The 23,397-nt window shown below is 72.0% G+C and carries 18 protein-coding genes; 8 read left to right on the forward strand and 10 right to left on the reverse strand.

Annotated features, from left to right (window positions below):
- Window positions 1–85 precede the first annotated feature (85 nt).
- The 4 genes from ACFVYR_RS02775 to narI are packed head-to-tail and all read left to right on the forward strand — an operon-like array spanning window position 86 to window position 6,697.
- Window positions 86–3,769 (forward strand): nitrate reductase subunit alpha, encoded by a 3,684-nt coding sequence (locus ACFVYR_RS02775; RefSeq protein WP_384247840.1) that lies wholly within the window; start codon window positions 86–88, stop codon window positions 3,767–3,769.
- Entirely contained in the window at window positions 3,769–5,403 is a 1,635-nt protein-coding gene (gene narH / locus ACFVYR_RS02780; protein WP_384247842.1) for a nitrate reductase subunit beta, read from the forward strand. Before ACFVYR_RS02775 ends, narH begins: the two co-directional genes overlap by 1 nt.
- Window positions 5,400–5,978: a nitrate reductase molybdenum cofactor assembly chaperone gene (gene narJ, locus ACFVYR_RS02785; RefSeq protein ID WP_384247844.1), complete on the forward strand. Its 579-nt coding sequence runs from the start codon at window positions 5,400–5,402 to the stop codon at window positions 5,976–5,978. The genes narH and narJ overlap by 4 nt, the downstream gene beginning before the upstream one ends.
- Window positions 5,975–6,697 carry a respiratory nitrate reductase subunit gamma gene (gene narI / locus ACFVYR_RS02790; protein WP_384247846.1) on the forward strand — a complete coding sequence of 241 codons (723 nt, stop codon included), beginning with the start codon at window positions 5,975–5,977 and terminating at the stop codon, window positions 6,695–6,697. The genes narJ and narI overlap by 4 nt, the downstream gene beginning before the upstream one ends.
- Before the next feature lie 22 nt (window positions 6,698–6,719).
- On the opposite strand, the gene dnaK is transcribed toward narI, so the two are convergent.
- From dnaK to ACFVYR_RS02805, 3 genes are all read right to left on the reverse strand, one after another.
- Window positions 6,720–8,588, reverse strand: coding sequence for a molecular chaperone DnaK (dnaK, locus tag ACFVYR_RS02795; RefSeq protein WP_384247848.1), 1,869 nt, complete (start codon window positions 8,586–8,588; stop codon window positions 6,720–6,722).
- A gap of 150 nt (window positions 8,589–8,738) precedes the next feature.
- Window positions 8,739–9,164: an OsmC family protein gene (locus ACFVYR_RS02800; protein WP_384247850.1), complete on the reverse strand. Its 426-nt coding sequence runs from the start codon at window positions 9,162–9,164 to the stop codon at window positions 8,739–8,741.
- Window positions 9,165–9,262: 98 nt separating this feature from the next.
- Window positions 9,263–10,063, reverse strand: coding sequence for an SAM-dependent methyltransferase (locus tag ACFVYR_RS02805; RefSeq protein ID WP_384247852.1), 801 nt, complete (start codon window positions 10,061–10,063; stop codon window positions 9,263–9,265).
- Between the two features lie 372 nt (window positions 10,064–10,435).
- Here ACFVYR_RS02805 and ACFVYR_RS02810 point away from each other — a divergent pair, with 372 nt between their 5' ends.
- The gene (locus ACFVYR_RS02810; protein ID WP_384247854.1) at window positions 10,436–12,067 is read left to right on the forward strand and encodes a DUF6345 domain-containing protein; all 1,632 of its coding nucleotides are present in this window, start codon (window positions 10,436–10,438) and stop codon (window positions 12,065–12,067) included.
- A 30-nt stretch (window positions 12,068–12,097) separates the two neighbouring features.
- On the opposite strand, the gene ACFVYR_RS02815 is transcribed toward ACFVYR_RS02810, so the two are convergent.
- The 3 genes from ACFVYR_RS02815 to ACFVYR_RS02825 form a co-directional block, all read right to left on the reverse strand.
- Window positions 12,098–13,537, reverse strand: coding sequence for an amino acid permease (locus tag ACFVYR_RS02815; protein ID WP_384247855.1), 1,440 nt, complete (start codon window positions 13,535–13,537; stop codon window positions 12,098–12,100).
- 84 nt (window positions 13,538–13,621) lie between these two features.
- Entirely contained in the window at window positions 13,622–15,766 is a 2,145-nt protein-coding gene (locus tag ACFVYR_RS02820; protein WP_389611180.1) for an alkaline phosphatase family protein, read from the reverse strand.
- Between the two features lie 255 nt (window positions 15,767–16,021).
- Window positions 16,022–16,486, reverse strand: coding sequence for a hypothetical protein (locus ACFVYR_RS02825; protein ID WP_384247858.1), 465 nt, complete (start codon window positions 16,484–16,486; stop codon window positions 16,022–16,024).
- A gap of 82 nt (window positions 16,487–16,568) precedes the next feature.
- Here ACFVYR_RS02825 and ACFVYR_RS02830 point away from each other — a divergent pair, with 82 nt between their 5' ends.
- Together ACFVYR_RS02830 and ACFVYR_RS02835 are read left to right on the forward strand one after the other, a co-directional pair.
- Window positions 16,569–17,345: an MBL fold metallo-hydrolase gene (locus tag ACFVYR_RS02830; protein WP_384247859.1), complete on the forward strand. Its 777-nt coding sequence runs from the start codon at window positions 16,569–16,571 to the stop codon at window positions 17,343–17,345.
- Window positions 17,342–17,959 carry a DedA family protein gene (locus tag ACFVYR_RS02835; RefSeq protein WP_384247860.1) on the forward strand — a complete coding sequence of 206 codons (618 nt, stop codon included), beginning with the start codon at window positions 17,342–17,344 and terminating at the stop codon, window positions 17,957–17,959. The genes ACFVYR_RS02830 and ACFVYR_RS02835 overlap by 4 nt, the downstream gene beginning before the upstream one ends.
- Before the next feature lie 27 nt (window positions 17,960–17,986).
- On the opposite strand, the gene ACFVYR_RS02840 is transcribed toward ACFVYR_RS02835, so the two are convergent.
- The 3 genes from ACFVYR_RS02840 to ACFVYR_RS02850 form a co-directional block, all read right to left on the reverse strand.
- A complete protein-coding gene (locus ACFVYR_RS02840; RefSeq protein WP_384247862.1) occupies window positions 17,987–19,018 on the reverse strand; it encodes an MBL fold metallo-hydrolase in 1,032 nt (343 codons plus the stop codon).
- Complete coding sequence (locus tag ACFVYR_RS02845; protein WP_384247863.1) at window positions 19,015–20,262, reverse strand: aminotransferase class I/II-fold pyridoxal phosphate-dependent enzyme; 1,248 nt, start codon at window positions 20,260–20,262, stop codon at window positions 19,015–19,017. The genes ACFVYR_RS02840 and ACFVYR_RS02845 overlap by 4 nt, the downstream gene beginning before the upstream one ends.
- A gap of 243 nt (window positions 20,263–20,505) precedes the next feature.
- Window positions 20,506–21,213: an ANTAR domain-containing response regulator gene (locus ACFVYR_RS02850; RefSeq protein ID WP_384247864.1), complete on the reverse strand. Its 708-nt coding sequence runs from the start codon at window positions 21,211–21,213 to the stop codon at window positions 20,506–20,508.
- Between the two features lie 73 nt (window positions 21,214–21,286).
- On the opposite strand from ACFVYR_RS02850, the gene ACFVYR_RS02855 reads away from it, so the two are divergent.
- Window positions 21,287–22,417, forward strand: a complete 1,131-nt coding sequence (locus tag ACFVYR_RS02855; protein ID WP_384247866.1) for a PAS domain-containing protein — start codon at window positions 21,287–21,289, stop codon at window positions 22,415–22,417.
- 36 nt (window positions 22,418–22,453) lie between these two features.
- On the opposite strand, the gene ACFVYR_RS02860 is transcribed toward ACFVYR_RS02855, so the two are convergent.
- Window positions 22,454–23,350 carry an RNA polymerase sigma factor SigF gene (locus ACFVYR_RS02860; RefSeq protein ID WP_384247867.1) on the reverse strand — a complete coding sequence of 299 codons (897 nt, stop codon included), beginning with the start codon at window positions 23,348–23,350 and terminating at the stop codon, window positions 22,454–22,456.
- Window positions 23,351–23,397 lie beyond the last annotated feature (47 nt).

Here is a 23,397-nt window from a genome sequence, read left to right on the forward strand (position 1 = left end):
GTCCAACCCGTACGGCGGCGGTCGGCAGGTGCTCCGTGATCACCGCGGCTAGGTTCGGTGGGAGGCACACCTAGGGAGCTCCACGGTGACAGAGACGACCGAGCCCGCCGCCGCCCTGCTGCGGGCGGGGAAGTTCTTCCGGCGCGGCACGGCCGCCCCCGACCTGCACAGCGTCCGGCTGACCGGCGGGCGGGACGCGGACGCCTTCTACCGGGACCGGTGGAGCCACGACAAGGTCGTGCACTCCACGCACGGCGTGAACTGCACCGGCTCGTGCCGCTGGAAGGTGTACGTCAAGGACGGCATCATCACGTGGGAGACGCAGGCGACGGACTACCCGAGCGTCGGCCCCGACCGCCCCGAGTACGAGCCGCGCGGCTGCCCCAGGGGCGCCGCGTTCTCCTGGTACACGTACTCGCCCACGCGTGTCCGCTACCCGTATCTGCGCGGCGTCCTCGTCGACATGTACCGGGAGGCGAAGGCGCGCCTGAAGGATCCGGTGCTGGCCTGGGCGGACATCCAGGGCGATCCGGAGCGGCGCCGGGCCTACCAACTGGCCCGGGGCAAGGGCGGACTGGTGCGGGCGAGCTGGGACGAGGCCGTCGAGATCATCGCGGCCGCGCATGTGCACACGATCAGGACGTACGGCCCCGACCGGATCGCGGGGTTCTCCCCCATCCCCGCGATGTCGATGGTGTCGCACGCGGCGGGCGCCCGCTTCATGTCGCTGATCGGCGCGCCGATGCTGTCGTTCTACGACTGGTACGCGGATCTTCCTGTCGCCTCGCCGCAGGTGTTCGGCGACCAGACCGACGTGCCGGAGTCGGGTGACTGGTGGGACGCCGCGTATCTGATGATGTGGGGCTCCAATGTGCCGGTGACGCGGACACCCGACGCGCACTGGATGGCCGAGGCCCGCTACCGGGGCCAGAAGGTCGTCGTCGTGGCTCCCGACTACGCCGACAACGCGAAGTTCGCCGACGAGTGGCTGCACCCGCATCCGGGCACGGACGGGGCGCTGGCCTTCGCCATGGGACATGTGATCCTCAAGGAGTTCTTCGTCGACCGGCAGACGGAGTTCTTCACCGACTACGTGCGCCGGTTCACCGATCTGCCCTTCCTGGTGACCCTGGAGGAACGCGACGGCGCGTACGTCCCCGCGAAGTTCCTGCGCGCCACCGACCTCGGCGAGGACGGTGAGGGCGGGGAGTGGAAGACGGTGGTGCTCGACGCGGCCACCGGCCGTCCCGCCGTCCCGAACGGCTCGCTGGGCTTTCGCTGGACCGAGTCCGGCAAGGGCAAGTGGAATCTGGAGCTCGGCGACATCGAGCCGGTGCTGACGTTGCGGGGCTCCGACGTGGCGGTGGGCGTCGAGGTGCTGCTGCCCCGCTTCGACACGGAGGGCGGCACGCACGGGCAGGGCCGCGGTGAGGTCGTGCGGCGCGGGGTGCCCGCCACCCGGCTCGGCGGTCAGGGCGGACCGCTGCTCACCACCGTCTTCGATCTGCTGCTCGCGCAGTACGGCGTGGGGCGCGCGGGGCTGCCGGGCACCTGGCCCGCCTCGTACGAGGACGCGGACGCGCCCGGCACCCCGGCCTGGCAGGAGGCCCACACCTCCGTGCCCGCCGCCAAGTGCGTGCGGATCGCCCGGGAGTTCGCCGCGACGGCCGAGAAGTCCAGGGGCCGCTGCATGATCCTCATGGGGGCGGGGACCAATCACTGGTTCCACTCGGAGACGATCTACCGGTCCTTCCTCGCACTGCTCCAGCTCACCGGCTGCCAGGGCCGCAACGGCGGCGGCTGGGCGCACTACGTCGGGCAGGAGAAGTGCCGCCCGGTGACCGGCTGGGCGACGCTCGCGGGCGCGGGCGACTGGAGCAGACCGCCGCGGCAGATGATCGGCGCCGCGTACTGGTTCCTCAACACCGACCAGTGGCGCTACGACAGGTTCGCGGCGGACGTCCTCGCCTCGCCGCTGGGCGATGGCCGGTTCGCCGGGATGACCGGCGCCGACTGCCTCGCCCTGTCCGCGCGCTCCGGCTGGATGCCGTCGTACCCGACCTTCGACCGCAACCCCCTCGACCTGGCCGACACGGCGGGCGATCCCGTGGCGAACGTGGTCGACGCACTCAAGGCAGGCACCCTCAAGTTCGCCTGTGAGGATCCGGACGCCCCCGAGAACTGGCCGCGCGTGCTGACCCTGTGGCGCGCCAACCTCCTCGGCTCGTCCGCGAAGGGCGCCGAGTACTTCACCAAGCACCTGCTCGGCACGCACTCCTCGCTGCGCGCCGAGGAGGCGGCACCGGACGAGCGTCCCTCGACGGTGACGTGGCGCGACGAGGCGCCCGAGGGCAAGCTCGACCTGCTGGTCTCCCTGGACTTCCGCCAGACCTCGTCGACGCTGCTCTCCGACGTCGTACTGCCCGCGGCCACCTGGTACGAGAAGCACGACCTCTCGACCACCGACATGCACCCCTACGTGCACTCCTTCACCCCGGCCGTCGACCCGCCCTGGCAGGCCCGCACCGACTTCGACACCTTCCGCGCCATCGCCGACCGGCTCAGCGAGCTCGCCGTGGACCACCTCGGCGTACGCAAGGACGTCGTCGCCACCGCGCTCCAGCACGACACCCCCGGCGAGACCGCGCAACCGGGCGGGGTGGTCCTGGACTGGCGCAAGGGCGAGTGCGAGCCGGTCCCGGGCAGGACAATGCCGAACCTGGCGGTGGTGGAACGCGACTACACCGCGATCGGCGCGAAGTTCGCCGCGCTCGGCCCGCTCGTCGAGCAGCTGGGGCTGCCCGCGAAGGGCATCGCCCTCCACCCCGACCAGGAGGTCGAGGAGCTGCGCGAGCGCAACGGCGTGGTGCGCGGCGGGCCCGCGGACGGGCGGCCCGCCCTGGACACGGCGGTGAAGGCCGCCAACACCATCCTCGCGTTGTCCGGCACCACCAACGGCCGCCTCGCCACCCAGGGCTTCCACACCCTGGAGGCGCGCACCGGCCAGGAGATGGCGCACCTGGCCGCCGAGCACGAGGGCAAGCGCGTCACGTACGCCGACACGCAGGCCGCGCCCGTGCCGGTGATCACCTCGCCGGAGTGGAGCGGCAGCGAGGCAGGCGGGCGCCGGTACACGGCGTTCACCCTCAACACCGAGCACCTCAAGCCGTGGCACACCCTCACCGGCCGCCAGCACTTCTTCATCGACCACGACTGGATGCACGAGCTGGGCGAGGCGATGCCCGTCTACCGGCCGCCGCTGGACATGAACCGGCTCTTCGGGGAGCCGCGGCTCGGCCCCAACGGCGAGCGGGAGGTGACCGTCCGCTACCTCACGCCGCACAACAAGTGGTCGATCCACTCCGAGTACCAGGACAACCTCTTCATGCTGTCCCTGTCGCGCGGCGGCCAGTGCCTGTGGATGGCGCCGCAGGACGCGGACGCGATCGGCGTCAAGGACAACGACTGGATCGAGGCCGTCAACAGGAACGGCGTGGTGGTGGCGCGCGCGATCGTCTCGCACCGCATGCCGGCCGGCACGGTCTACATGCACCACGCGCAGGAACGCACCGTGAACGTCCCCAAGACGGAGGCCACCGGGAAGCGCGGCGGCATCCACAACTCGCTGACCCGCCTCATCCTCAAACCGTCCCATCTCATCGGCGGCTACGCCCAGTTGTCATGGGCGTTCAACTACCTCGGCCCGACGGGCAACCAGCGCGACGAGGTGACGGTCGTCCGCCGCCGAAGCCAGGAGGTTCAGTACTGATGCGTGTGATGGCTCAGATCGCGATGGTCATGAACCTCGACAAATGCATCGGGTGCCACACCTGCTCGGTCACCTGCAAGCAGGCGTGGACCAACCGCGACGGCATGGAGTACGTCTGGTTCAACAACGTCGAGACCCGGCCAGGACAGGGCTATCCGCGCCGCTACGAGGACCAGGAGAAGTGGCGCGGCGGCTGGGAGCTGAACAAGCGCGGGGCCCTGAAGCTGAAGAACGGCGGCCGGATCAAGTCGCTCCTGGAGATCTTCTCCAACCCCAAGCTCCCGGAGATCAAGGACTACTACGAGCCCTGGACGTACGAGTACCGGAACCTCACCGACGCCCCGCTCGGCGACGACTACCCGGTGGCCGAGCCGCGCTCGCTGATCTCCGGCAAGCCCATGAAGATCGAGTGGTCGTCGAACTGGGACGACAACCTCGGCGGTACGACCGAGCACGGCCACCTCGACCCGATGGTCGCCAGGGCCCGCCAACAGGCAGCCGACAAGGTGCAGTTCGCGTTCGAGCAGACGTTCATGTTCTATCTGCCGCGCATCTGCGAGCACTGCCTGAACCCGTCGTGCGTGGCATCCTGCCCGTCCGGCGCGATGTACAAGCGCTCCGAGGACGGCATCGTCCTCGTCGACCAGGACCACTGCCGCGGCTGGCGCAAGTGCGTGACCGGCTGCCCGTACAAGAAGGTGTACTTCAACCACCGCACCGGCAAGGCCGAGAAGTGCACGATGTGCTACCCGCGCGTCGAGGTGGGCCTTCCCACCATCTGCTCGGAGACCTGCGTGGGGCGCCTGCGCTACCTCGGGGTGATCCTCTACGACCCCGACAAGGTGACGGAGGCGGCCTCCGAGCCGGACGACCACAAGCTGTACGAGGCGCAGTTGGGCGTCTTCCTCGACCCCGCGGACCCCGAGGTGCGGCGCGACGCGGAGCGGTCCGGGATCTCCCACGACTGGATCGAGGCCGCGCGCCGCTCCCCCGTGCACGCGCTCATCAGCACGTACAAGGTGGCGCTCCCGCTGCACCCGGAGTACCGCACCATGCCGATGGTCTGGTACATCCCGCCCCTCTCCCCGGTGGTGGACGCGCTGACGGAGACCGGGCACGACGGCGAGGACCTGGGCAATCTGTTCGGCGCCATCGACACGCTGCGCATCCCCCTCGAATACCTCGCGGAGATCTTCACGGCCGGTGACGTCGGGCCCGTGCGCTCATCGCTGGAGAAGCTGGCCGCGATGCGGGCGCACATGCGGGCCATCAACCTCGGTGACGAGCCGCCCGGTTCGGTGGCCGGGGCCGTGGGCATGTCGGGCCGGGAGATCGAGGAGATGTACCGGCTGCTCGCCGTCGCGAAGTACGAGGACCGGTACGTCATCCCGACCGCGGCCGTCGCGGACGCGCGGCGCCTGGAGGAATCGGCGCTCCCGGACTCGTGCAGCCTCGACTACGAGGGCGGGCCCGGCATGGGCGCCGACGGTCCCTTCGGGCAGGACTCCGGCCGCAGGCAGCTGCCCCTCGTCACCATCGAGAACTTCCACACGCTGCGGGCCCGGCAGACCGCCGACAAAGAACCCAGCGCGGCTCAGAAGGCCCACGCGGCCAAGGAGGAGGACGACAAGTGACCCGCAACGCCCTGCTCTACCAGGCCGCCGCCCTCTGCCTGGCCTACCCCGACGACGAGTTCCGCGAGCGGCTGCCCCTGCTCACCGCTGCCGCGCCCCCCGAACTCGGCGGCTTCCTCAAGTACGCCGCGGCCACCGCCCCGCGCGAGCTCGCCGCGCACTACGTCCAGGTCTTCGACTTCAAGAACCGCCACAGCCTGTACCTGAGCTGGTGGCGGGACGGCGACACCCGGCGGCGCGGCATGGCCCTGGTGCGCTTCAAGGAGGTCTACCGCGAGCACGGCCTGGAGTTCACCGGCGAGGAGCTGCCGGACTTCCTGCCCGCCGTCCTGGAGTTCTCCGCGCAGGCGGGCCCGGTGCTGCTCACCGAGCACCGCAGCGGCCTGGAACTGCTGCGGATCGCACTCACCGACTGCGGCACGCCGTACGCCGCGGTCCTCGACGCGCTCTGCGCGACGCTGCCGGGCCCCTCTCCCAAGGACCGCGCCGAAGCGCTGGCCCTCGCCCGGTCGGGACCGCCGCGCGAGGACGTCGGCCTTCAGCCCTTCGCACTCACCGGGGAGCGGCCGTCATGACCACGCTGCTGTGGGGCGTGCTCCCCTACGTCGCCTTCGTGCTGCTCGTCGCGGGCACCGTCTGGCGCTACCGCTACGACAAGTTCGGGTGGACGACCCGTTCCTCACAGGTGTACGAGTCGAAGCTGCTGAACATCGCCTCGCCGATGTTCCACTACGGCATCCTCTTCGTGCTCGTCGGCCACCTGGTGGGGCTGTTCCTGCCGCAGTCGTGGACGGACAAGGCGGGCCTGAGCGAGCACATGTACCACCTGTTCTCGCTGTACGGGGGCACGGCGGCCGGTGTCCTGCTCGTTCTCGGCATCCTGCTGCTGCTCTACCGGCGGCGCACCAACACGCCGGTGTTCCGCGCCACGACCGCCAACGACAAGCTGATGTACCTGGTGCTGTTCGCGGCGATCGTGCTCGGCATGGTCGCCAAGCTGACGCACGCCTCCGGCGACGGCTACCACTACCGGGAGTCCATCGCCCCCTGGGCGCGCAGCCTGTTCACGCTGCGGCCCGACATCGACCGGATGACGGGCGTGCCACTGCTGTACGGCATCCACGCGGTGGTCGGGATGCTCCTCATCGCACTGGTGCCCTTCACCCGGCTCATCCACATGTTCAGCGCACCCGTGCAGTACCTCTTCCGGCCGTACGTGGTCTACCGCGCCCGGGACCCGAAGCGGGTCGGGGCGCGGCCCGAGCGGCGGGGCTGGGAGCGGACGGGGTCATGAGTCCCGCCCGCCCCCGCGGCACCTACTGGGCGCCGCCCTTCTCCCCGGCACTCTTGTCGTCCTCGTCCACGATCTCGGCGTCCACCACGCTCTCCTCGGCGGGGGCCTCCGCGGCCGTCTCCTGCTGGGCGCTCCCGCCGGCATTCTCGTACATCGCCTGGCCCATTTTCTGGCTCACCGCGGCCAGCTTCTCCGCGCCGGTCCGCAGCGCCGCCGTGTCGTCGGCCCGGTTCTTGAGCAGCTCCTTCAACTCGTCGGCAGCCGACTCCACTTCGGCCTTCGTGTCGGCGGGCACGTTGTCGCCGTTCTCCCGCAGGAACCGCTCGGTCTGGTAGACGAGCTGCTCGGCCTGGTTGCGGGTCTCGGCCGCCTCGCGCCGCTTGCGGTCCTCCTCGGCGTGCTCCTCCGCCTCCCGCACCATGCGGTTGATGTCGTCCTTGGGCAGCGCGGAACCGCCCGTCACCGTCATGCGCTGCTCACGTCCTGTGGCCTCGTCCTTCGCGGAGACGTGCATGATCCCGTTGGCGTCGATGTCGAAGGTGACCTCGATCTTGGGGACGCCGCGCGGGGCGGGCGGCAGGCCTGTCAGGTCGAAGACGCCGAGCTTCTTGTTGTACGCGGCGATCTCCCGCTCGCCCTGGAAGACCTGGATGCCGACGGAGGGCTGGTTGTCCTCCGCGGTGGAGAAGGTCTCCGAACGGCGGGTGGGAATCGTGGTGTTGCGCTCGATGAGCTTGGTCATGATGCCGCCCTTGGTCTCGATGCCGAGGGAGAGCGGGGTCACGTCGAGCAGCAGGACGTCCTTGACGTCGCCGCGGATCACCCCGGCCTGCAGGGCGGCGCCGAGCGCCACGACCTCGTCGGGGTTGACGCCCTTGTGCGGGTCCTTGCCGGTGAGCTCCCTGACCAGGTCGGTCACCGCGGGCATCCGCGTGGAACCGCCCACCAGGATCACGTGGTCCACGGCGGAGAGTTTGACGCCCGCGTCCTTCACCGCCTGGTGGAAGGGCTCCTTGCACCGGTCGAGCAGATCCGCTGTCAGCTCCTGGAACTGGGCGCGGGTCAGCTTCTCCGCGAGGTGCAGCGGGCCCTCGGCCGACGCGGTGATGTAGGGCAGGTTGATGTCGGTCTCACTCGACGAGGAGAGCTCGATCTTCGCCTTCTCGGCCGCCTCGCGCAGGCGTTGCAGCGCCATCTTGTCCTTGCCGAGGTCCACCCCGTGCCCGTTCTTGAACTGGCGCACCAGGTACTCGACGATCCGCTGGTCCCAGTCGTCGCCGCCGAGCTGGGTGTCGCCGTTGGTGGCCTTCACCTCGATGACGCCCTCGCCCATCTCCAGGAGCGAGACGTCGAAGGTGCCGCCGCCGAGGTCGAAGACGAGGACGGTCTCGTCGTCACCCTTGTCGAGGCCGTACGCGAGGGCCGCCGCCGTCGGCTCGTTGATGATGCGCAGGACGTTGAGCCCGGCGATCTCACCGGCCTCCTTGGTGGCCTGGCGCTGGGTGTCGTCGAAGTACGCGGGCACGGTGACGACCGCGTCGGTGACGTCCTCGCCCAGGTAGGACTCGGCGTCGCGCTTGAGCTTCTGCAGGACGCGCGCGGACAGCTCCTGGGCGGTGTAGCGGGTGCCGTCCACGGAGCCGCTCTCCGGGAAGCGCCAACCGCCGTCGCCCATATGGCGTTTGACGGAACGCGCGGTGCGCTCCACGTTGGTGACCGCCTGCCGCTTGGCGACCTCGCCCACCAGGACGTCACCGTTCTTCGCGAAGGCGACGACCGAGGGCGTGGTGCGCGCGCCCTCCGCGTTGGCGACGACGGTGGGCTCACCGCCCTCCAGTACGGCCACCACTGAGTTCGTCGTACCGAGATCGATCCCGACCGCACGTGCCATGGTTCAGTCCCTTCCGCCGTGAGCTCACATCCCCCGTATCCAGGTCTACTCGGTTCTCCATCACAAAACTTGAGCGCGCTCTTGTCAATGCCGGGCGTGACAATGCCGCCACCCCTTTTCGGGGTGACGGCCTCGTCAACTCGGTCGCGCTCAGGCCAGCTTGGCCGAAAGCGTGATGGTGGTGCCCGACAGTGCCTGGCTCACCGGGCAGCCGCCCTTGGCCTTCTCGGCGGCCTCGACGAAGGCCGCCTCGTCGATGCCGGGCACGGTGCCCTCGACGGTGAGGTGGATGCCGGTGATGCCGGTACCCGGCTGCAAGGTCACGTCGGCGGAGGTGACCAGGCGGGTGGGCGGGTTGCCCGCGCCGGTCAGTGTGTGCGACAGCGCCATGGCGAAGCAGCTGGAGTGCGCGGCGGCGATGAGCTCCTCCGGGCTGGTCCTGCCGTTCGCCTCCTCGGCGCGCGACGGCCAGGACACCGCCTGCTCCCCGATGCCGGAGGAGTCGAAGGTGACGGTGCCCGAGCCCTCTGCCAGAGAGCCTTCCCAGACCGTGTGCGCGGAGCGCGTGGTTGCCATGATGCAGATCCCTTCAGTGCGGTTCCGTGATCGGAAGTTCCGTTGGCCCCATCCGATCACACTCCGGGCCGGAACGGGCCGCGCGGAGACGGTACGGATCAGGCCTTGCGTGCCACCGCCCCGTACATGGCGATGGCCCGGTCGTCGATGCCGTCCTGCAAGGGCCCCGGACGCCACGTGTGCACCTGGGTGACGCCAGGGTCGACGAGCTCCATCCCCTCGAAGAACGACGTGGCGGTCTCCAGATCGCGCAGCACCATGGGCATCCCCTGCTGCTCGTACTCCTCGGCCACCCGGCCGACCTCCTCGGGCGCGAAGTCCGCGGTGCCGATCGTCAGCGCGAGGAAGCTGCCCGACGGCAGCGGTTCGAGCAGCCGCCGCACCAGGCGCCGGTCGTCCGGCGGCAGAATGAAGTGCAGGATCCCGATGACCATCAGGCCGACCGGCTCGTCCAGGTCTATCAGCGCGCGGAACTCGGGGCTCTCCAGGATGGCTTCGGGATCGTGCATGTCGGCGTCGACGTAGGCGGTCGCCCCCTCCGGGGAGCTCTGCAGCAGGGCGCGGGCGTGGGCCAGCACGATGGGGTCGTTGTCGACGTAGACCACCCGGGACTCCGGCGCCACGCCCTGCACCACCTCGTGCAGGTTGGGGGCGGTGGGCAGCCCGGTGCCGATGTCGAGGAACTGCCGGATGCCCTGCTCCTGGGCGAGGTGGCGTCCGGCGCGGTGCATGAAGCGGCGGTTCTCCAGCATGTGCACCGGCAGCGCAGGCCAGTGCCGGCACATGGCGTCGCCCGCCTCGATGTCGACGAGGTAGTGGTCCTTGCCTCCCAGGATGTAGTCGTACACCCGCGCCGAGTGGGCCGTCGAAGTGTCAATACGATCACCCGCGTTGTGCATGTGCCGCTCCGCTCTTCACCGTTGTCAGTGGTTCCCAGAGGCTATAGCGGACCCGGGCCCGGCCCGCACGCGCGCGGCGCCGCGGTGAACCCGCGAGGGCCTCCCCCGGTGCCCGGGAGACCCTCGGGTGAAAACGGGCCGCGCGGGGCGCGGCCGGGTCACCGAGGTGTTCGAGCGGGGGCCGCAGGTGCGCGTCGGCCGATACGAACACGTTGTGTGCGCCGCCACGCCACAGGGGTCTCTGAGGTGCGGGAACGGGTGCGTGGCGGGGGTTCTATGGCCGGAAGTACAACTGTGCAAGACGCACCCGCGGTGACACTTTGAGGCCCCCTCGCGCACGTCAGCGAGGAGATCCTCTCAGGGGGTAAGGCCATGCGCATCAACTACTCGGACCGCGGTCCCTCTCCACTGGAACCGGAGAAGCCCGGAGCGGCCGGCGACCGGGACTCGACCTTCGGATGGTGGGGGGCCTTCAGCATCCAGAAGTTCGTCAACCAGGCCACGCTCTACCACACGCACGAGGACGCCACCGGCTGGCTGGCGTACCTCCAGCAGTTCTACGACCGCAACTTCTGGTTCGCCGACGGCGGCGCGCAGGTGTGGGCGTACGAGGAGACGTACGACAACTGGCAGGACCGCTACGGCATGGACGCGGTCGTCGCCGTCTACCACTCGGGCCACGGCGGCATGGACGGCAACGGCGTCTTCTTCGCGCCACTCGGCGCCGCCTGGGACGGCCGCAGCGACGCCGTCTCCAACCGGATGGCGCTCGGCAACGAGAAGGCGAACTACGTCTTCTGGTCCACCTGCGACTCGCTCAAGGTCACCGGCGGCCACTCCCCGATCCGCACCTGGGCCGGACCCAACGTCGGCTTCCGGATGATCTTCGGCTTCGAGACCACCAGCATCGACAGCGGAGACTACGGAAAGAAGTTCTGGGAGAAGTGGCGGGCCGGGCAGACGTACTGCGACGCCTGGCTGAACGCCAGCTGGGACATCTACCACGGTCAGGCGCCCTCGGTCTGCGCGGTCGGCTCCACCCAGGCGGAAGCCACCAACCGCCTCAACACCGAGCGCAACTTCTACCGCGACCACGTGCCGGACAACTGGTACGCGTGGCGCTGGTACTACGCCCGTGCGGGCATCAGGGAACTGCTCACCCAGCTCCCCGGACAGCAGCAGATCATCCAGCTCGCGCCCCGCGACCCGAGCGCCGAACTCGGCCGCCTCGGGCAGCTCGCCGACTTCCCGTCGGCGGCGCTCCAGGAGGTGCACGTCGAGCGGATGGGCGTGCTCAACGCGACCTCCGGCGACCGCATCATCTCCACCGCTCCGCAGGGCAACCGGTGGATCAAGCTCGCCGAGCCCAACCACCGCAACACCCAGCAGCTACCCACCGAACGCGCCGTCCAGACGGCGCGCGCGTTCGCCGAGCGGTACGCCGAGGGCGCCGAACTCGTCGTCGACAGCGTGCACGACCTGATGCAGAACTCGGGGACGAAGGACGGCTCCGAGGTCGGGCGCCCCGTCTCGCTGCAGACGCACGTGACGTTCCGGCAGGTCTTCGACGGCATCCCCGTCATCACCCCGGGCCGCGGCCTGATCCGCGTCGCCCTCGACAACGACGGCACGCCCGTGCAGGCGCAGATCGCCACGCGCCGGCCCACCGGCGTCACCCGCGAGCCGAGCACCGAGGTGTCGCCGCCCGCACCCAAGGGCGGCAGGGCCACGGCGGCGCCGCTGGAGCGCGACCCGCGCAACGCGCTCGACGCGGCGCAGCGCAGGCTCCTCGCCCACCTCGCGGCGGTCACCGCCGACGAGTCGGGCCGGGGCGCGGCGGCGGAGCGTCCGCCGCAGGTCAACGACGTCCCCGGCACATTCGAGGTCGGCTACGAGATGGAGGGCAACGAGGCGTACCCCGCCGCCCGCAAGCTGATCGAGATCAGCACACAGGGCAGCATCTTCAAGACCCGCCGCTGGGTCGTCGCGCCGCTGGCGCGGTAGGCGCGAGCGGCGGCGGACCGGGGAACCGGTTCAGCCGTTCACGGTGGCGGCCCGCTGCTTGCGGGCCGCCATCAGCGCGTACACGAGCACGCCCACGAAGAGGAACAGCACGCCCTGGTAGACGGCCGCGTAGCCGGACCCGGCGACCAGCCACATGGAGAACGCGAAGGCGACGCCCGCGAGGACCGCGTCCCGCACCAGGCGCCCGCGGTCGACGCGCTCGCGCTGCCCGGAGACCAGGAAGTAGATCTGCGCGACGGTGGCCAGGAGGTACGGCACGGTCGCCGTGAACGTGGTGATCAGGACCAGGGACTCGAAGACGCCGCTCGAACCCGCCGTGTAGTTGTAGACGGTCAGCAGCGAGGCGAGGACGACGGTGACGAGGACGCCGACGGTCGGCACCCCGCGCCTCTTCCTGCCGAACGCGCTCGGGAAGAGCCCGTCCTGGGCCGCCGCGTACGGCGTCTGGGCGCTGAGCAGCGTCCAGCCGTTGAGGGCGCCGACCATCGAGATCAGCGCGGCGACGGCGACCGCGGTGCCGCCCCAGGAGCCGCCGAACATCACGTCGACGGCGTCCGAGAAGGGCGCGGTGGAGGCCACCAGCTTGTCGTGCGCGACGGTGCCGAAGACGGCGAGGGTGCCGAGCAGGTAGACGAGGGCGGCGCCGAGGGTGCCGAGGATGGTGGCGCGGCCGACGTTGCGCCGCGGGTCGCGCACCTCGCCCGCGCTGACGGCGGCCGACTCGACGCCGAGGTAGGAGAAGAGCAGGATCGCGGCGGCGGCGGAGACGGCTCCCGTCGGGCTGTCGTCACTGGCCCGGAAGGGGCCGAGGTTGCCGCTGTCGAAGAAGAAGAGCCCGCCGACCGCCACGAGCAGCAGCGGCAGGAACTTCAGGACGGTGGCGACCAGTTGGACGGCGCCGACGTACCGCGTGCCCGCGAAGTTCGCGAGGGCGGGCAGGAGTTGCAGGACCAGGGCGGCCAGACAGGCGGTCCACCTGTGGTCGTTGACCGGGATCAGGACGTCGAGGTACCCGACGGCGGCGACGGCCAGGGCCGCGTTGGAGACCCAGGTGGTGATCCAGTACGACCAGGCGGCCAGGAACCCCGCGAAGTCGCCGAAGGCGGCGCGGGCGTAGACGTAGGGTCCGCCGGTGCGCGGGTCGCGCTGGGCGAGCCGTCCGAAGACGAGCGCGAGAGCGATGGCCCCGGCGGTCAGAACGCCGAACGCGACGAGGCTGATGGTGCCGAACGGGGCGACGGAGGCCGGCAGCAGGAAGATGCCGCCGCCGATGATGTTCCCCATGACGAGGCAGGTGGCGACCGGAAGACTGAAGCTCCGCGCGTGCTTGCTCTGCGCGCCCGCAGGCGCGTCCACCCCGGTCGACGCGTCCCCTGCTGTGTCGGTCGGCGCCGATTCTCCCTGGTGGGAGGCCGGAGCCGACGGTTCCACGGTTCCGGTGTCGTGCATGGGGTGGTGCGCCTCTCGTCGTGCCCTGCCGCCCGGCGTCGCCGGGCGGAAGCCATGGTCGGGCACGGCGGACGCTGCTCAAAATCAGTGTGTTTTGTCCTGCGCGGCATGGTCGGGAGCCGCAAAAGCTGTGCTGTCCGGCCCGTCGAACAGAGAATCGTTCAGGGGTACGGGAGCGGGGGTGAGCGCGGGCGCGGGGGCGGGAGTGGGCGCGGCCACGGGAATCTCCGGCCCCAGGGCCTCCCTCAGCCAGCGCCGCAGGACGCGGTGGACCTGCTCGGCGCCGACCAGCTCCGTGCCGTCCGCCACCGGGTCGGGGAGCACCAGCGGCGACAGCAGGAAGGGGCGGCCCTGCGCGCCGCCGAGCCCGCCGTGCGAGCCGATCTGCTCCTCGAAGGCGAGGACCTCGCCCTCCTCCGGGTCGTACCAGGAGTTGACCATGATGTCGGCGACGTGCGGGAACCCGTCGGTGCGCCGCACGGCGTCCGCGGCGCCGGGCCCGAAATCGGCGAGCGGCCCGAGACCGTCCTGGCCGGGTTCCTCGTCCAGATACACCTCGGCGCCCCGCGCCCCGAGCACGAGCGGGCCCCGCTCCGCGCTGCGGACCAGGAGGAAGCCGACCCCCGGATGGTTGGCGAGCGTGGTGAGCAGCGCCGGATGGCGGCGGTCGATCTCCTCGCGCGTCATCCGGTGCGGCACGTCGGGGAACGACACGAGCCCGAGATTGCCCGACGCGAGCACGATCGGCTCGGCGCGGCGGGCCGGCCTGTGCTGGTCGGCGCCCTCCTCTACGGGCCTGCGCAGCGCCGCCCGCACCGCCGAACGGGCCTCCGCGCCGCTGTGCGTACGCTGCGCCTTGCGCGGCACCGGCAGCCCGCAGCCGGCCCGGACCAGGTCGCCGAGGGTGAGGCCGTAGCGAGTCCGGAAGGTCTCGCCCGGGCTCTGCCCGTGATCCGAGAGCACCACGATCCGGTAGGCGCGCGGCGCGTGCTCGGCCACCTGGTCGAGCAGCGCGAGCGACCGGTCCAGGCGCCGCAGCACCTTCTCGACGTCCTTGCCGGACGGCCCCGAGTGGTGCGCCACCTCGTCGTACGCGACGAGGTCCGCGTAGACCGCGCTGCGCCCGGCGAGCATGTCCCCGATGACGGCGGCGACCACGACGTCCCGCTCGACGACGGTCGCGAAGGCGCGGATGAACGGATAGAGCCCGCCCCGGCCGACCCGCGGACGGCGCCGCTCGATCCGGGCGCGCGTGGACTCACCGATCTCCCTGAACACCTCGGCGACGAAGGAGAGGGCGGTGCGGACGGCGTTGGCGGGATCGGAGAAGTACGCGAAGTACCCGGCCCGCGACCGGTTCTCCCTCCCCCTGCGTGCCGCGATCGACAGCACGAGGGCGAGCTGCTCGGCGCCCCCGCTGAAGAGGTTGCCGCGGCTTGCGCCGTCGACGGTGAGGAGCCCGCCGTCCCCGGTGCGGCCGACGGCCCGCCGCTGCAGCTCCGCGGCGGAGGCGGGCCGGTTGCTGACCATCACCTCGCCGGTGTCCTTCTCGTACCACCGGAACGCGGGCACGTCGTGGTTGGAGCCGTGCAGGATGCCGAGCTGGCTGGCACCGGTCTGGCTGGACCAGTCGGTACGCCACGGGGTGAGCCGGTGGGTGGGACGCCCCGCCGCCGCTCCCTCTCCCTGCCCCAGCCAGCGGGCGACGGTGGGCATGAGCCCCTTGCCGACAGCCGCGCTGAGCACGTCGTGCCCGACACCGTCGAGCTGGATGAAGACGGTGCCGGGGGTCGTGGGCCCCGGGGCGCCGCCGGAACCTCGCCGGCGGCGGCGGTCGGCAAGCCGGTACAGCCGCCGGCGGTAGGCGTCGTCGTCCCGGACCGCGAGGGCGCCGCCGGTGGCCGAGGCGACGGCGGACATCACCGCGGCGACGACGACGGCGGTCTCCGCCCCCGCCTCACCGCGCCCCTCAGGGATGAGGCTCAGGGCGAGCAGGAGCAGCGACCCGTTGAGGAAGAAGGCGAGCAGTCCGAGCACGAGGGCGGGGACGAGGAGCAGGGCGCGTACGAGCAGCGGCCACACCAGGACGGAGAGCAGACCGAAGGCGCCCGCGCCGAGGGCTGCGGTGGTCGCGACGCGGGTGGCGCTGTCGCCGTTGTCCGCCTGGAGCTTGAAGTCCGGGAGGATGCCGGCGAGCACGAGCATCGTGAGCGTACTGACGGCCCACACAGCCACCACGCGCCACAGCGCGCTGCCAACTCTCCGCCATCGCCCTTGCCCCACACCAAGCCCTTTCCCACGCCACCCCGAACCGGCCCCCAGCGTGACACAGCCCGGGACCTCGCCGCGGAGTACGGGTGGGCGGGTGGGAGAAGCCGCCGCGGAGCGGCGCAGCGGTACGGGGCGCGAAGACGCAGAGCACAGAACCCCGCCGCGGAGCGGCGCAAGGCAGGAGAGGCCCCGCAAAAGCGCAGAGCACTCGAACTAGCGCCCGTCGTACCCCGCCGTAGGCATGGACAACCGCCGATGCACCCGCGCCTTCATCTGCGCGTCGTACGCCGGCTCCGCGAGCCCCGCCGTCTCCACCCGCACCCCCCGCCGCGCACACTCCGCCGTGAACTCGTCCGCCGACCGCAGCGCCAGCTCCAGGACCCGGCGGCTCGGCACCACGAAGAGGTCCACGAGGCCCGCCTCGACGTCCCCCCACAGCACCGCGTGGTCCGCGCGCAGCCCCCGTACGACGAGCTCACGAGTGATCACGTACCCCTGCGCGGCCGCCCACCGCGCGCACATCGCGTGCTGGCTGCGCGAGTCGACGAGGAAGGGGTCGGCGTCGAGCTCCTCCAGCGGCGTGAGGCTGGCGATCGCCGCGACGCGCACGGCGGCGGCATCACCACGCACGACCGTGCCGACGGCGAAACCCGCACCGGAGCCCACGACATCTCCCATGGCGTCCCCTCACCCTCGGCGTAGGCCGCCGACCCTACTCCTGGCCGTAGGCTCGGAGACAGTCGCACGAAGGAGGAACCGGGTGCCCGTCGAGGTCACATGGTGGGGTCACGCCACATGCACGGTCGAGGACTCGGGTGTCCGCGTACTGACCGATCCCCTTTTCGCCCGCCGCCTCGCGCATCTGCGGCGCCGCAGGGGTGCGCCGCCACCGCCGACCGCCGCCGTCGCCGACGTCGTGCTCCTTTCGCATCTGCACGCCGATCATCTGCACGTCCCTTCGCTCGCCCGGCTCGCGGCGGGCACCCGTGCGCTGGTTCCGCGCGGGGCGGCACGTTCGGTGCCCGGTCTGGCCCGCAGGCTCCGCCATCTCCACTTCACGGAGGTCGTGCCGGGCGACGAGGTGCGGGTCGGCGACCTGGTCGTCCGCGTGGTCTCCGCGCTGCACGACGGCCGGCGGATGCCCGTGGGACCGCACCGCTCGCCCGCCCTCGGCTACGTCGTCAGCGGCGAGGCGCGGACCTACTTCGCCGGGGACACCGGGCTCTTCGACGAGATGGCCGCCGAGGTCGGCGACATCGACGTGGCGCTGCTTCCGGTGGGCGGCTGGGGCCCCTGTCTGGGTCACGGTCATCTGAATCCGGCCCGCGCCGCCGAGGCGCTCCACCGGATCTCGCCGCGGAGCGCGATCCCGGTGCACTACGGAACGTACTGGCCGATCGGCATGGACGCCGTACGGCCGCATGAATTCCACGCACCCGGCCACGAGTTCGTCCGCCACGCGGCCCGACTCGCCCCCGGGGTGACGGTGCACCGGCTCGCGCACGGGGAGAGCGTGCTGCCGGAGGTGGCCCGGTGATATTCGACGCGGCGACCCGGATACCGCCGGAGAGCACTCAGCAGGCGCTCGGCTATCCGTCGCTGTTCCTCCTCGTGGTGATCGGCGCGCTGGTGCCGGTGGTGCCGACGGGGGCGCTGGTCAGTTCGGCGGCGGTGGTCGCCTTCCATCAGACGACGCCGTTCTCGCTGCTCGTCGTCTTCGGTGTCGCGGCGTTCGCGGCGTTCCTCGGCGATGTCGGCCTGTACTGGCTCGGGCGGCGCGGCATGCGCTCGAAGAACGGGTCGCGCTGGCTGGCGGCGATCCGCGACCGGGCGCCCGAGGAGCGCCTCGCGCAGGCGCAGGAGAAGCTCAAGGACCACGGTGTGATGGTCCTCGTGCTGTCCCGGCTCGTCCCCGCGGGCCGCATCCCGGTGATGCTGGCGTGCCTGATGGCGAAGATGCCGCTTCGTCAGTTCGCCCGCGGGGACGTCCCTGCGTGCCTCGCCTGGGCGGTGACGTACCAGCTGATCGGCATTCTCGGGGGTTCCCTCTTCAAGGAGCCCTGGGAGGGCGTCGCCGTGGCGATCGTGCTGACGGTGCTGATCAGCGTGGCGCCCGCGCTGTGGCGCAAGGTCAGGCGCACCCCGGCCTGACGCCCCGCCGGAGCCGGAGCCCCGCCCTCAGGTCGTGAGGACCCGCGACGCCCCGACCGGCAGGTCCCAGAGGTCCTCGCGGGGCCGCCCCGTCCGCTCCCAGGCCGCACGGACCCGGGTGAGGGGTTCGAGGACCGGTTCGGCGGAGAGCAGGAAGGTGCCCCAGTGCATGGGAGCCATCCGGCGGGCGCCGAGGTCGCCCGCCGCCCGGACCGCGTCCTCCGGGTCGCAGTGGACGTCCCTGAGCCACCACCGCGGCTCGTACGCGCCGATCGGCAGGAGCGCCAGGTCGATGCCGGGGTAGCGGGCGCCGATCCGCTCGAACCAGTGGCCGTACCCGGTGTCGCCCGCGAAGTAGACCCGTTGGCCCTCCGCGTCCGTGAGTACCCAGCCGCCCCACAACGTGCGGCAGGTGTCGAACAGGGTCCGCTTGGACCAGTGGTGGGCGGGCACGAAGTCGATTTGCACCCCGCGCAGTTCGGCCCCTTCCCACCAGTCGAGTTCGGTGACGTGGGTGAAGCGGCGGCGGGTGAACCAGCGGCCGAGGCCCGCAGGCACGAAGACGGGCGTGTCCCTGGGGAGCCTGTTCAGGGTCGGCGCGTCCAGGTGGTCGTAGTGGTTGTGGCTGATGACGACCGCGTCGACGCGCGGCAGGGCGCCCCAGGCGACACCGACGGGGGTGACGCGGGCCGGGGTGCCGAGGATCTTGCGGGACCAGACGGGGTCCGTGAGGACGGTGAGGCCGCCGATGCGGACGACCCAACTGGCGTGCCCCGCCCAGGTGACGGCGACAGTCCGGGCGTCGACGCGCGGCAGCGGTCCTGGTTCGAACGGCAGCCGTCCGATGTCCGCGAGCCCCTCGGGGCGCGGCCGCAGGGCCCCCTCGCGCGCGAACCGCGCCATTCCCCGCAAGCCGGGCAGCGGCGCGGTCAGCCGGTCGGCGAACGACTTGGGCCACCGTCTGACGCCGCCCGGTGCCCGCGGCGGGGCGAGCGGCTCGGGGGCCTCTTCCCGCGCGTATATCTGCGGCTGTGTCTGCTGCTCCACCTGCTGGGTCATCGAGGGGGCTCCATTCGCCGGTCTGCTGCGCCGAGGTCGTCCAGGGCCGCTTCGAACGTGCCCAACGCCCGCTTCACGTGGGGAAGTTCCAGCGGGTCGGGTGCGGCGAGCGACGCCAGGCGTTCCTCCGGGGTCGTGCCGAGGAGCGGTCCCGTGGACAGTCGTACGCGCAGGGCGTCGATGTCGTCGCCGAAGCGGTGGCCGCCCGGCGCGGGCATGCCGAGCCGTTCGACGAGGAAGTCCTCGAGTTCCTGCGCGTCGCCGACGCCGCGCGCGGCGAGCGCGGACCGCAGCGGGCCGAGGTCCGCGTACAGGTGCCGGCCCGCCTGCGGGGGCCGGGACAGGGCGCCGGCGGCGAGCAAGGCGCGGTGCGCGGCGGCAGCCACGCGCGCGTGCAGGCGGACGGCGGCGGCGAGCCGCCCGGTGATCGCGTCCGGTTCGCCGAGTGCGTACGCGGCGGCGGCCGCGGCCGGGGCGGCGAGGGTCGCGCCGAGCGCGGTGAGGACGTCGAGGGTGCGGGCGCGCAGGGCGGCGCCCGCGTCGCCCGTGGGGAAGCGGGCGACGGCGGCGGGCAGGGCGGGCGGCAGCAGGGATCCGGCGAGGTCGCACAGGACGGTCACCCGTTCGTGGTCCATCTCGGCCGGGCCGATCAGGACGGTGTCGCGGGGGTGGTGCAGGGTGTCGCGCCAGGTCTCGTCGCTGACGATGTGCAGGCCCTCACCTGCCGCCGCCTCCACCGCCTCGTGCAGCACTTCGGGGGGCGGCACGGTGGCGGTGGGGTCGTCGGCCACGGAGAGCACGAGGAGCCTGGGCCTGCCGCCCTCGGCGCGGACCCGGCGGACGGTCTCCAGGAGGGCGTACGGGTCGGGGACGCCGCCGCACTCCGCGGGCGTCGGCACGTGGTAGACGCCGCTGCCGAGCAGCCGCGCCTGGGGCGCCCACCAGGCGGGGCACGGACGGGGCAGCAGCACGTCTCCGCCGAGGGCCGCGGCGAGGGCGAGGAGCAGGGGCGGGGCGCCGGGGGCGGCGGCGGTCAGGCCGCGTTCCACGGGCAGGCCGCGCCGGGCCCAGTAGCCGCTCGCGGCGTCGAGGAGCGCGGGGCCGCCGCCCGCGGGCTCGGCCGGGGAGCGGCCCGCTGCCGCGGCGGCCGCCGCCGCGACCTCGGGCAGGACCGGGAGGCCCGGCTCGGGCGGGGGCGGCCCGTACCGGACGGGGCCGTGGCCCTCCGTCGCCGTCCGCCTCATCCGTACCTCCGTGCACTCACGTGACTCTGTTCCCCTCATGCCCCGATGACCCGGTCCGTACCCAGGACCTGCCGGAACATCGCCGCGGGCCTTCATCACCTCGTACGTCTCCGTCACCGTCACGTCCTACGTCTCCATGACAACGCGGCGCCCCACTGCGTGCCCGCCCGGGTGAGCCGTCCGGAGCGCGCGAAAGGCCCGGACCGGCCGTTTCCGGCCGGTCCGGGCCGAAGCCCGCGGTGCTCAGCGGGCCAGCGAGACCAGTTCGCGTTCCAGGCCGCGTCCCCTCGTCTCGACCAGTGCGGCCGCGACGTCGGCCAGCTTCCGGTTGGTCGTCTGGGAGATCCGCCGGAGCACGCCGAAGGCGGCGTCCGCGTCGCACCCGAGGACGTGCATGACGATCCCGGATGCCTGGTCCACGACGGGCCTGGTCCGCATGGCCGCGCCCAGCTGGTCCAGCTCGATCAGCGCGGCGCGGTACTGCCGGTCGCGCACGAAGCTCGTCGTGGCGAGGTCGCCGAGCGCCTGGGCGGGCCCGTGTTCCGCGTCGTCGAACGCGCCCGGGCGGAAGCTGAACAGGGTCAGGGTGACGGTGAGTCCGCCGCGCGGGAAGGGCAGCGTGACGCAGGAACGTACACCTGAGTCGAGCGCCATCGCGCGGTACTCGGGCCATCGTTCGTCCCGCAGCAGGTCCTCGGCGTCGACCGGCGCGCCCTTCTCCTCCGCGGCGGGAATCGGCCCGTCGCCCGACCGCAGCTGTACCGCGACGAGTCCGGCGAGGTCGGGGTGGGTGACCGCGGCGGGGTGCTCGTCACCGCGGTCGGAGACCGTCGTGCTCGCGCCGCAGCAGGCGGGCGTGCAGCGTACGGCCTGCTCGGCCAGTTCGGCTAACCTGCGGCCGGGCGACGACGATTCCGGTCGCAGCAGGTCCGGATCCGGCAAGGGGGCCATGGGTGTTCCTCCTCTCTCCTACGGCTTCCCGGCAAGGCCTCCGGAAAACGGTCCCAGCGGTTAGGTTCGACACATGTCTCAAATGGAAGAGTTCGGTGAAGAGCTCGCGGATTTTGTGCGCCGCATCAGCGAGTTGAAGGCGGCTCGTTCCGTTCCCGCGAGCGACCTCAGCACCGTGCTCGACGCGGCGATCTTCGAACTCGACCACGTGGCAGGCCAGTTGTGGCCCACGTACGAACGCCTCGCCATCAATGGGCAGTGGGACAGCGCCACGTCGGACCGGGACGAGCAGCGGCTGCTGCGGGCGCTCTTCCAGCGAATGCCGCTGCCGGTCGCGCTGATAGACAGGGAGACCGTGGTCCGTCGCATGAACTTCGCCGCGACGGGCCTCACCGGGGTCCGCGCGGGATACGCGACGGGCCGGCCGCTGACCGGATTCCTGGTGCACGCGGACCGCGTCGCGTTCCGCTCGCAGACCGCGGCGGTCGCGCGCGGCGAGGGCGACCGCAGCCTCAACGTCCACCTGCAGCACAGCCCCGGCACGCCGGTCCGCGCGACGCTCACGGCGCTGCGTCCCGGCACCGAGCCCCGCATGGCGGTCCTCGTCGTGCTGCAGCCCGCCGGGGAGCGCGCGCACGGGGGGCCGAGCGCGCCGGGCCCCGCCCCCGACCTCGGGGAGGCGACCCGGCACGCGGCACAGCTCGATCTGGCGGACGCCATGACGACGGCGCTGCTCACCGCGTCCGCCGGTGACCGTACGGCGGTCCTCGAACGGGCCGCGGCGGTCCTGCACGGGCGGTTCGCCGACTGGGTGATCGCCGACGAGGGGGCGGCACGGCCGCGGCGCGTGACGGTCCTCGGGCCGCCGGACGCACCGGTCGCCGACGTCCTCGGCCAGGACCCCGCCGCGTGCCCCCTCGTCGTGGAGGCGGCGCGCGGCGGGGCGGCTTCGCTGCAGGTGCGCCCGGAGGACCCGGACGCCTTCGGCAGGGACGCGTCCGGCGCGCACGTACTGGTCCGCGCCGAGGTCACCTCACTGCTGTGCGTGCCGCTGACCGCTCATGCGCACGGTCCGGTGGACGGCGTCCTCACGCTCTTCCGCAGCGGCCCGCGGCTCGCCTTCTCGATGGCCGAGGCGCGGGCGGTCGACGTGCTCTCCCGGCACGTGGCGCTCGCCATGCGCCGCGGCGCCGCAGCCCGCTGAGGAGGCGGACGCGCGGCGGCGCGGAGCGGCCGGTCGTCAGGCGGCGTCCCGCATGACCTGGTCGCGCAGCCGGTCGCAGCAGCGGCTGATGAGCCGTGAGACGTGCATCTGCGAGATGCCCATCTCGTCGGCGATGCGGCTCTGCGTCATGTCGCCGAAGAACCGCATGTAGAGGATGGTGCGTTCGCGCTCCGGCAGCTGGGCGATGCGCGGCTTGACGGCCTCGCGGTCGACGACGACGTCGAGCGCGGGGTCGGGGCCGCCCAGGGCGTCGCTCAGCGAGTAGCCGTCCTCGCTGCCCGGCAGTTCGGCGTCGAGGGAGAGCGCGGTGAAGCTGTCGAGCGCCTCGAGGCCGGCCCTCGCGTCCTCCTCGCTCATCTGCGCGTGCGTGGCGATCTCGGCGATGGTGGGGGCCCGGCCGGAGACCGACTGGGAGAGGTCCTGGCGGGCGAACCGCACGCGGTTGCGCAGGTCCTGGACGCGGCGCGGCACGTGCAGGGTCCACATGTGGTCGCGGAAGTGCCGTTTGATCTCGCCGGTGACGGTCGGCACGGCGTAGCTCTCGAACGCGGTGCCGCGCCGCGGGTCGTAGCGGTCGACGGCCTTGACCAGGCCGAGGGCCGCGACCTGGCGCAGGTCGTCGAGGGACTCGCCCCGGTTGCGGAAGCGGCCCGCGAGGCGCTCGGCCATGGGCAGCCAGGCCTGGACGATCTCCTTGCGCAGGGCGTCGCGTTCGGCGCCCTGGGGCAGCTCGACGAGACGCTCGAAGGCCTCGGTGGTGTCCGGGGCGTCGTCGTGCGGGTGACGCTTGGTCCGCGCGGGTACGGCGGTGCCGGTCGTCCGTGCGGGTACCGCGGTGGGGACGGTGTCCGCGGATGCCGCGGCGTCGGTCGTCCTCGCGGGTACTACGGCGGTACTGGTGTGGGATCGCATGGTGCGTCGCAACTCCCTAGAAATCGGTGCCTTGGGTGGACGGTCAC

The sequence above is a fragment of the Streptomyces sp. NPDC058284 genome, from assembly GCF_042881135.1.
Taxonomy (GTDB): domain Bacteria; phylum Actinomycetota; class Actinomycetes; order Streptomycetales; family Streptomycetaceae; genus Streptomyces.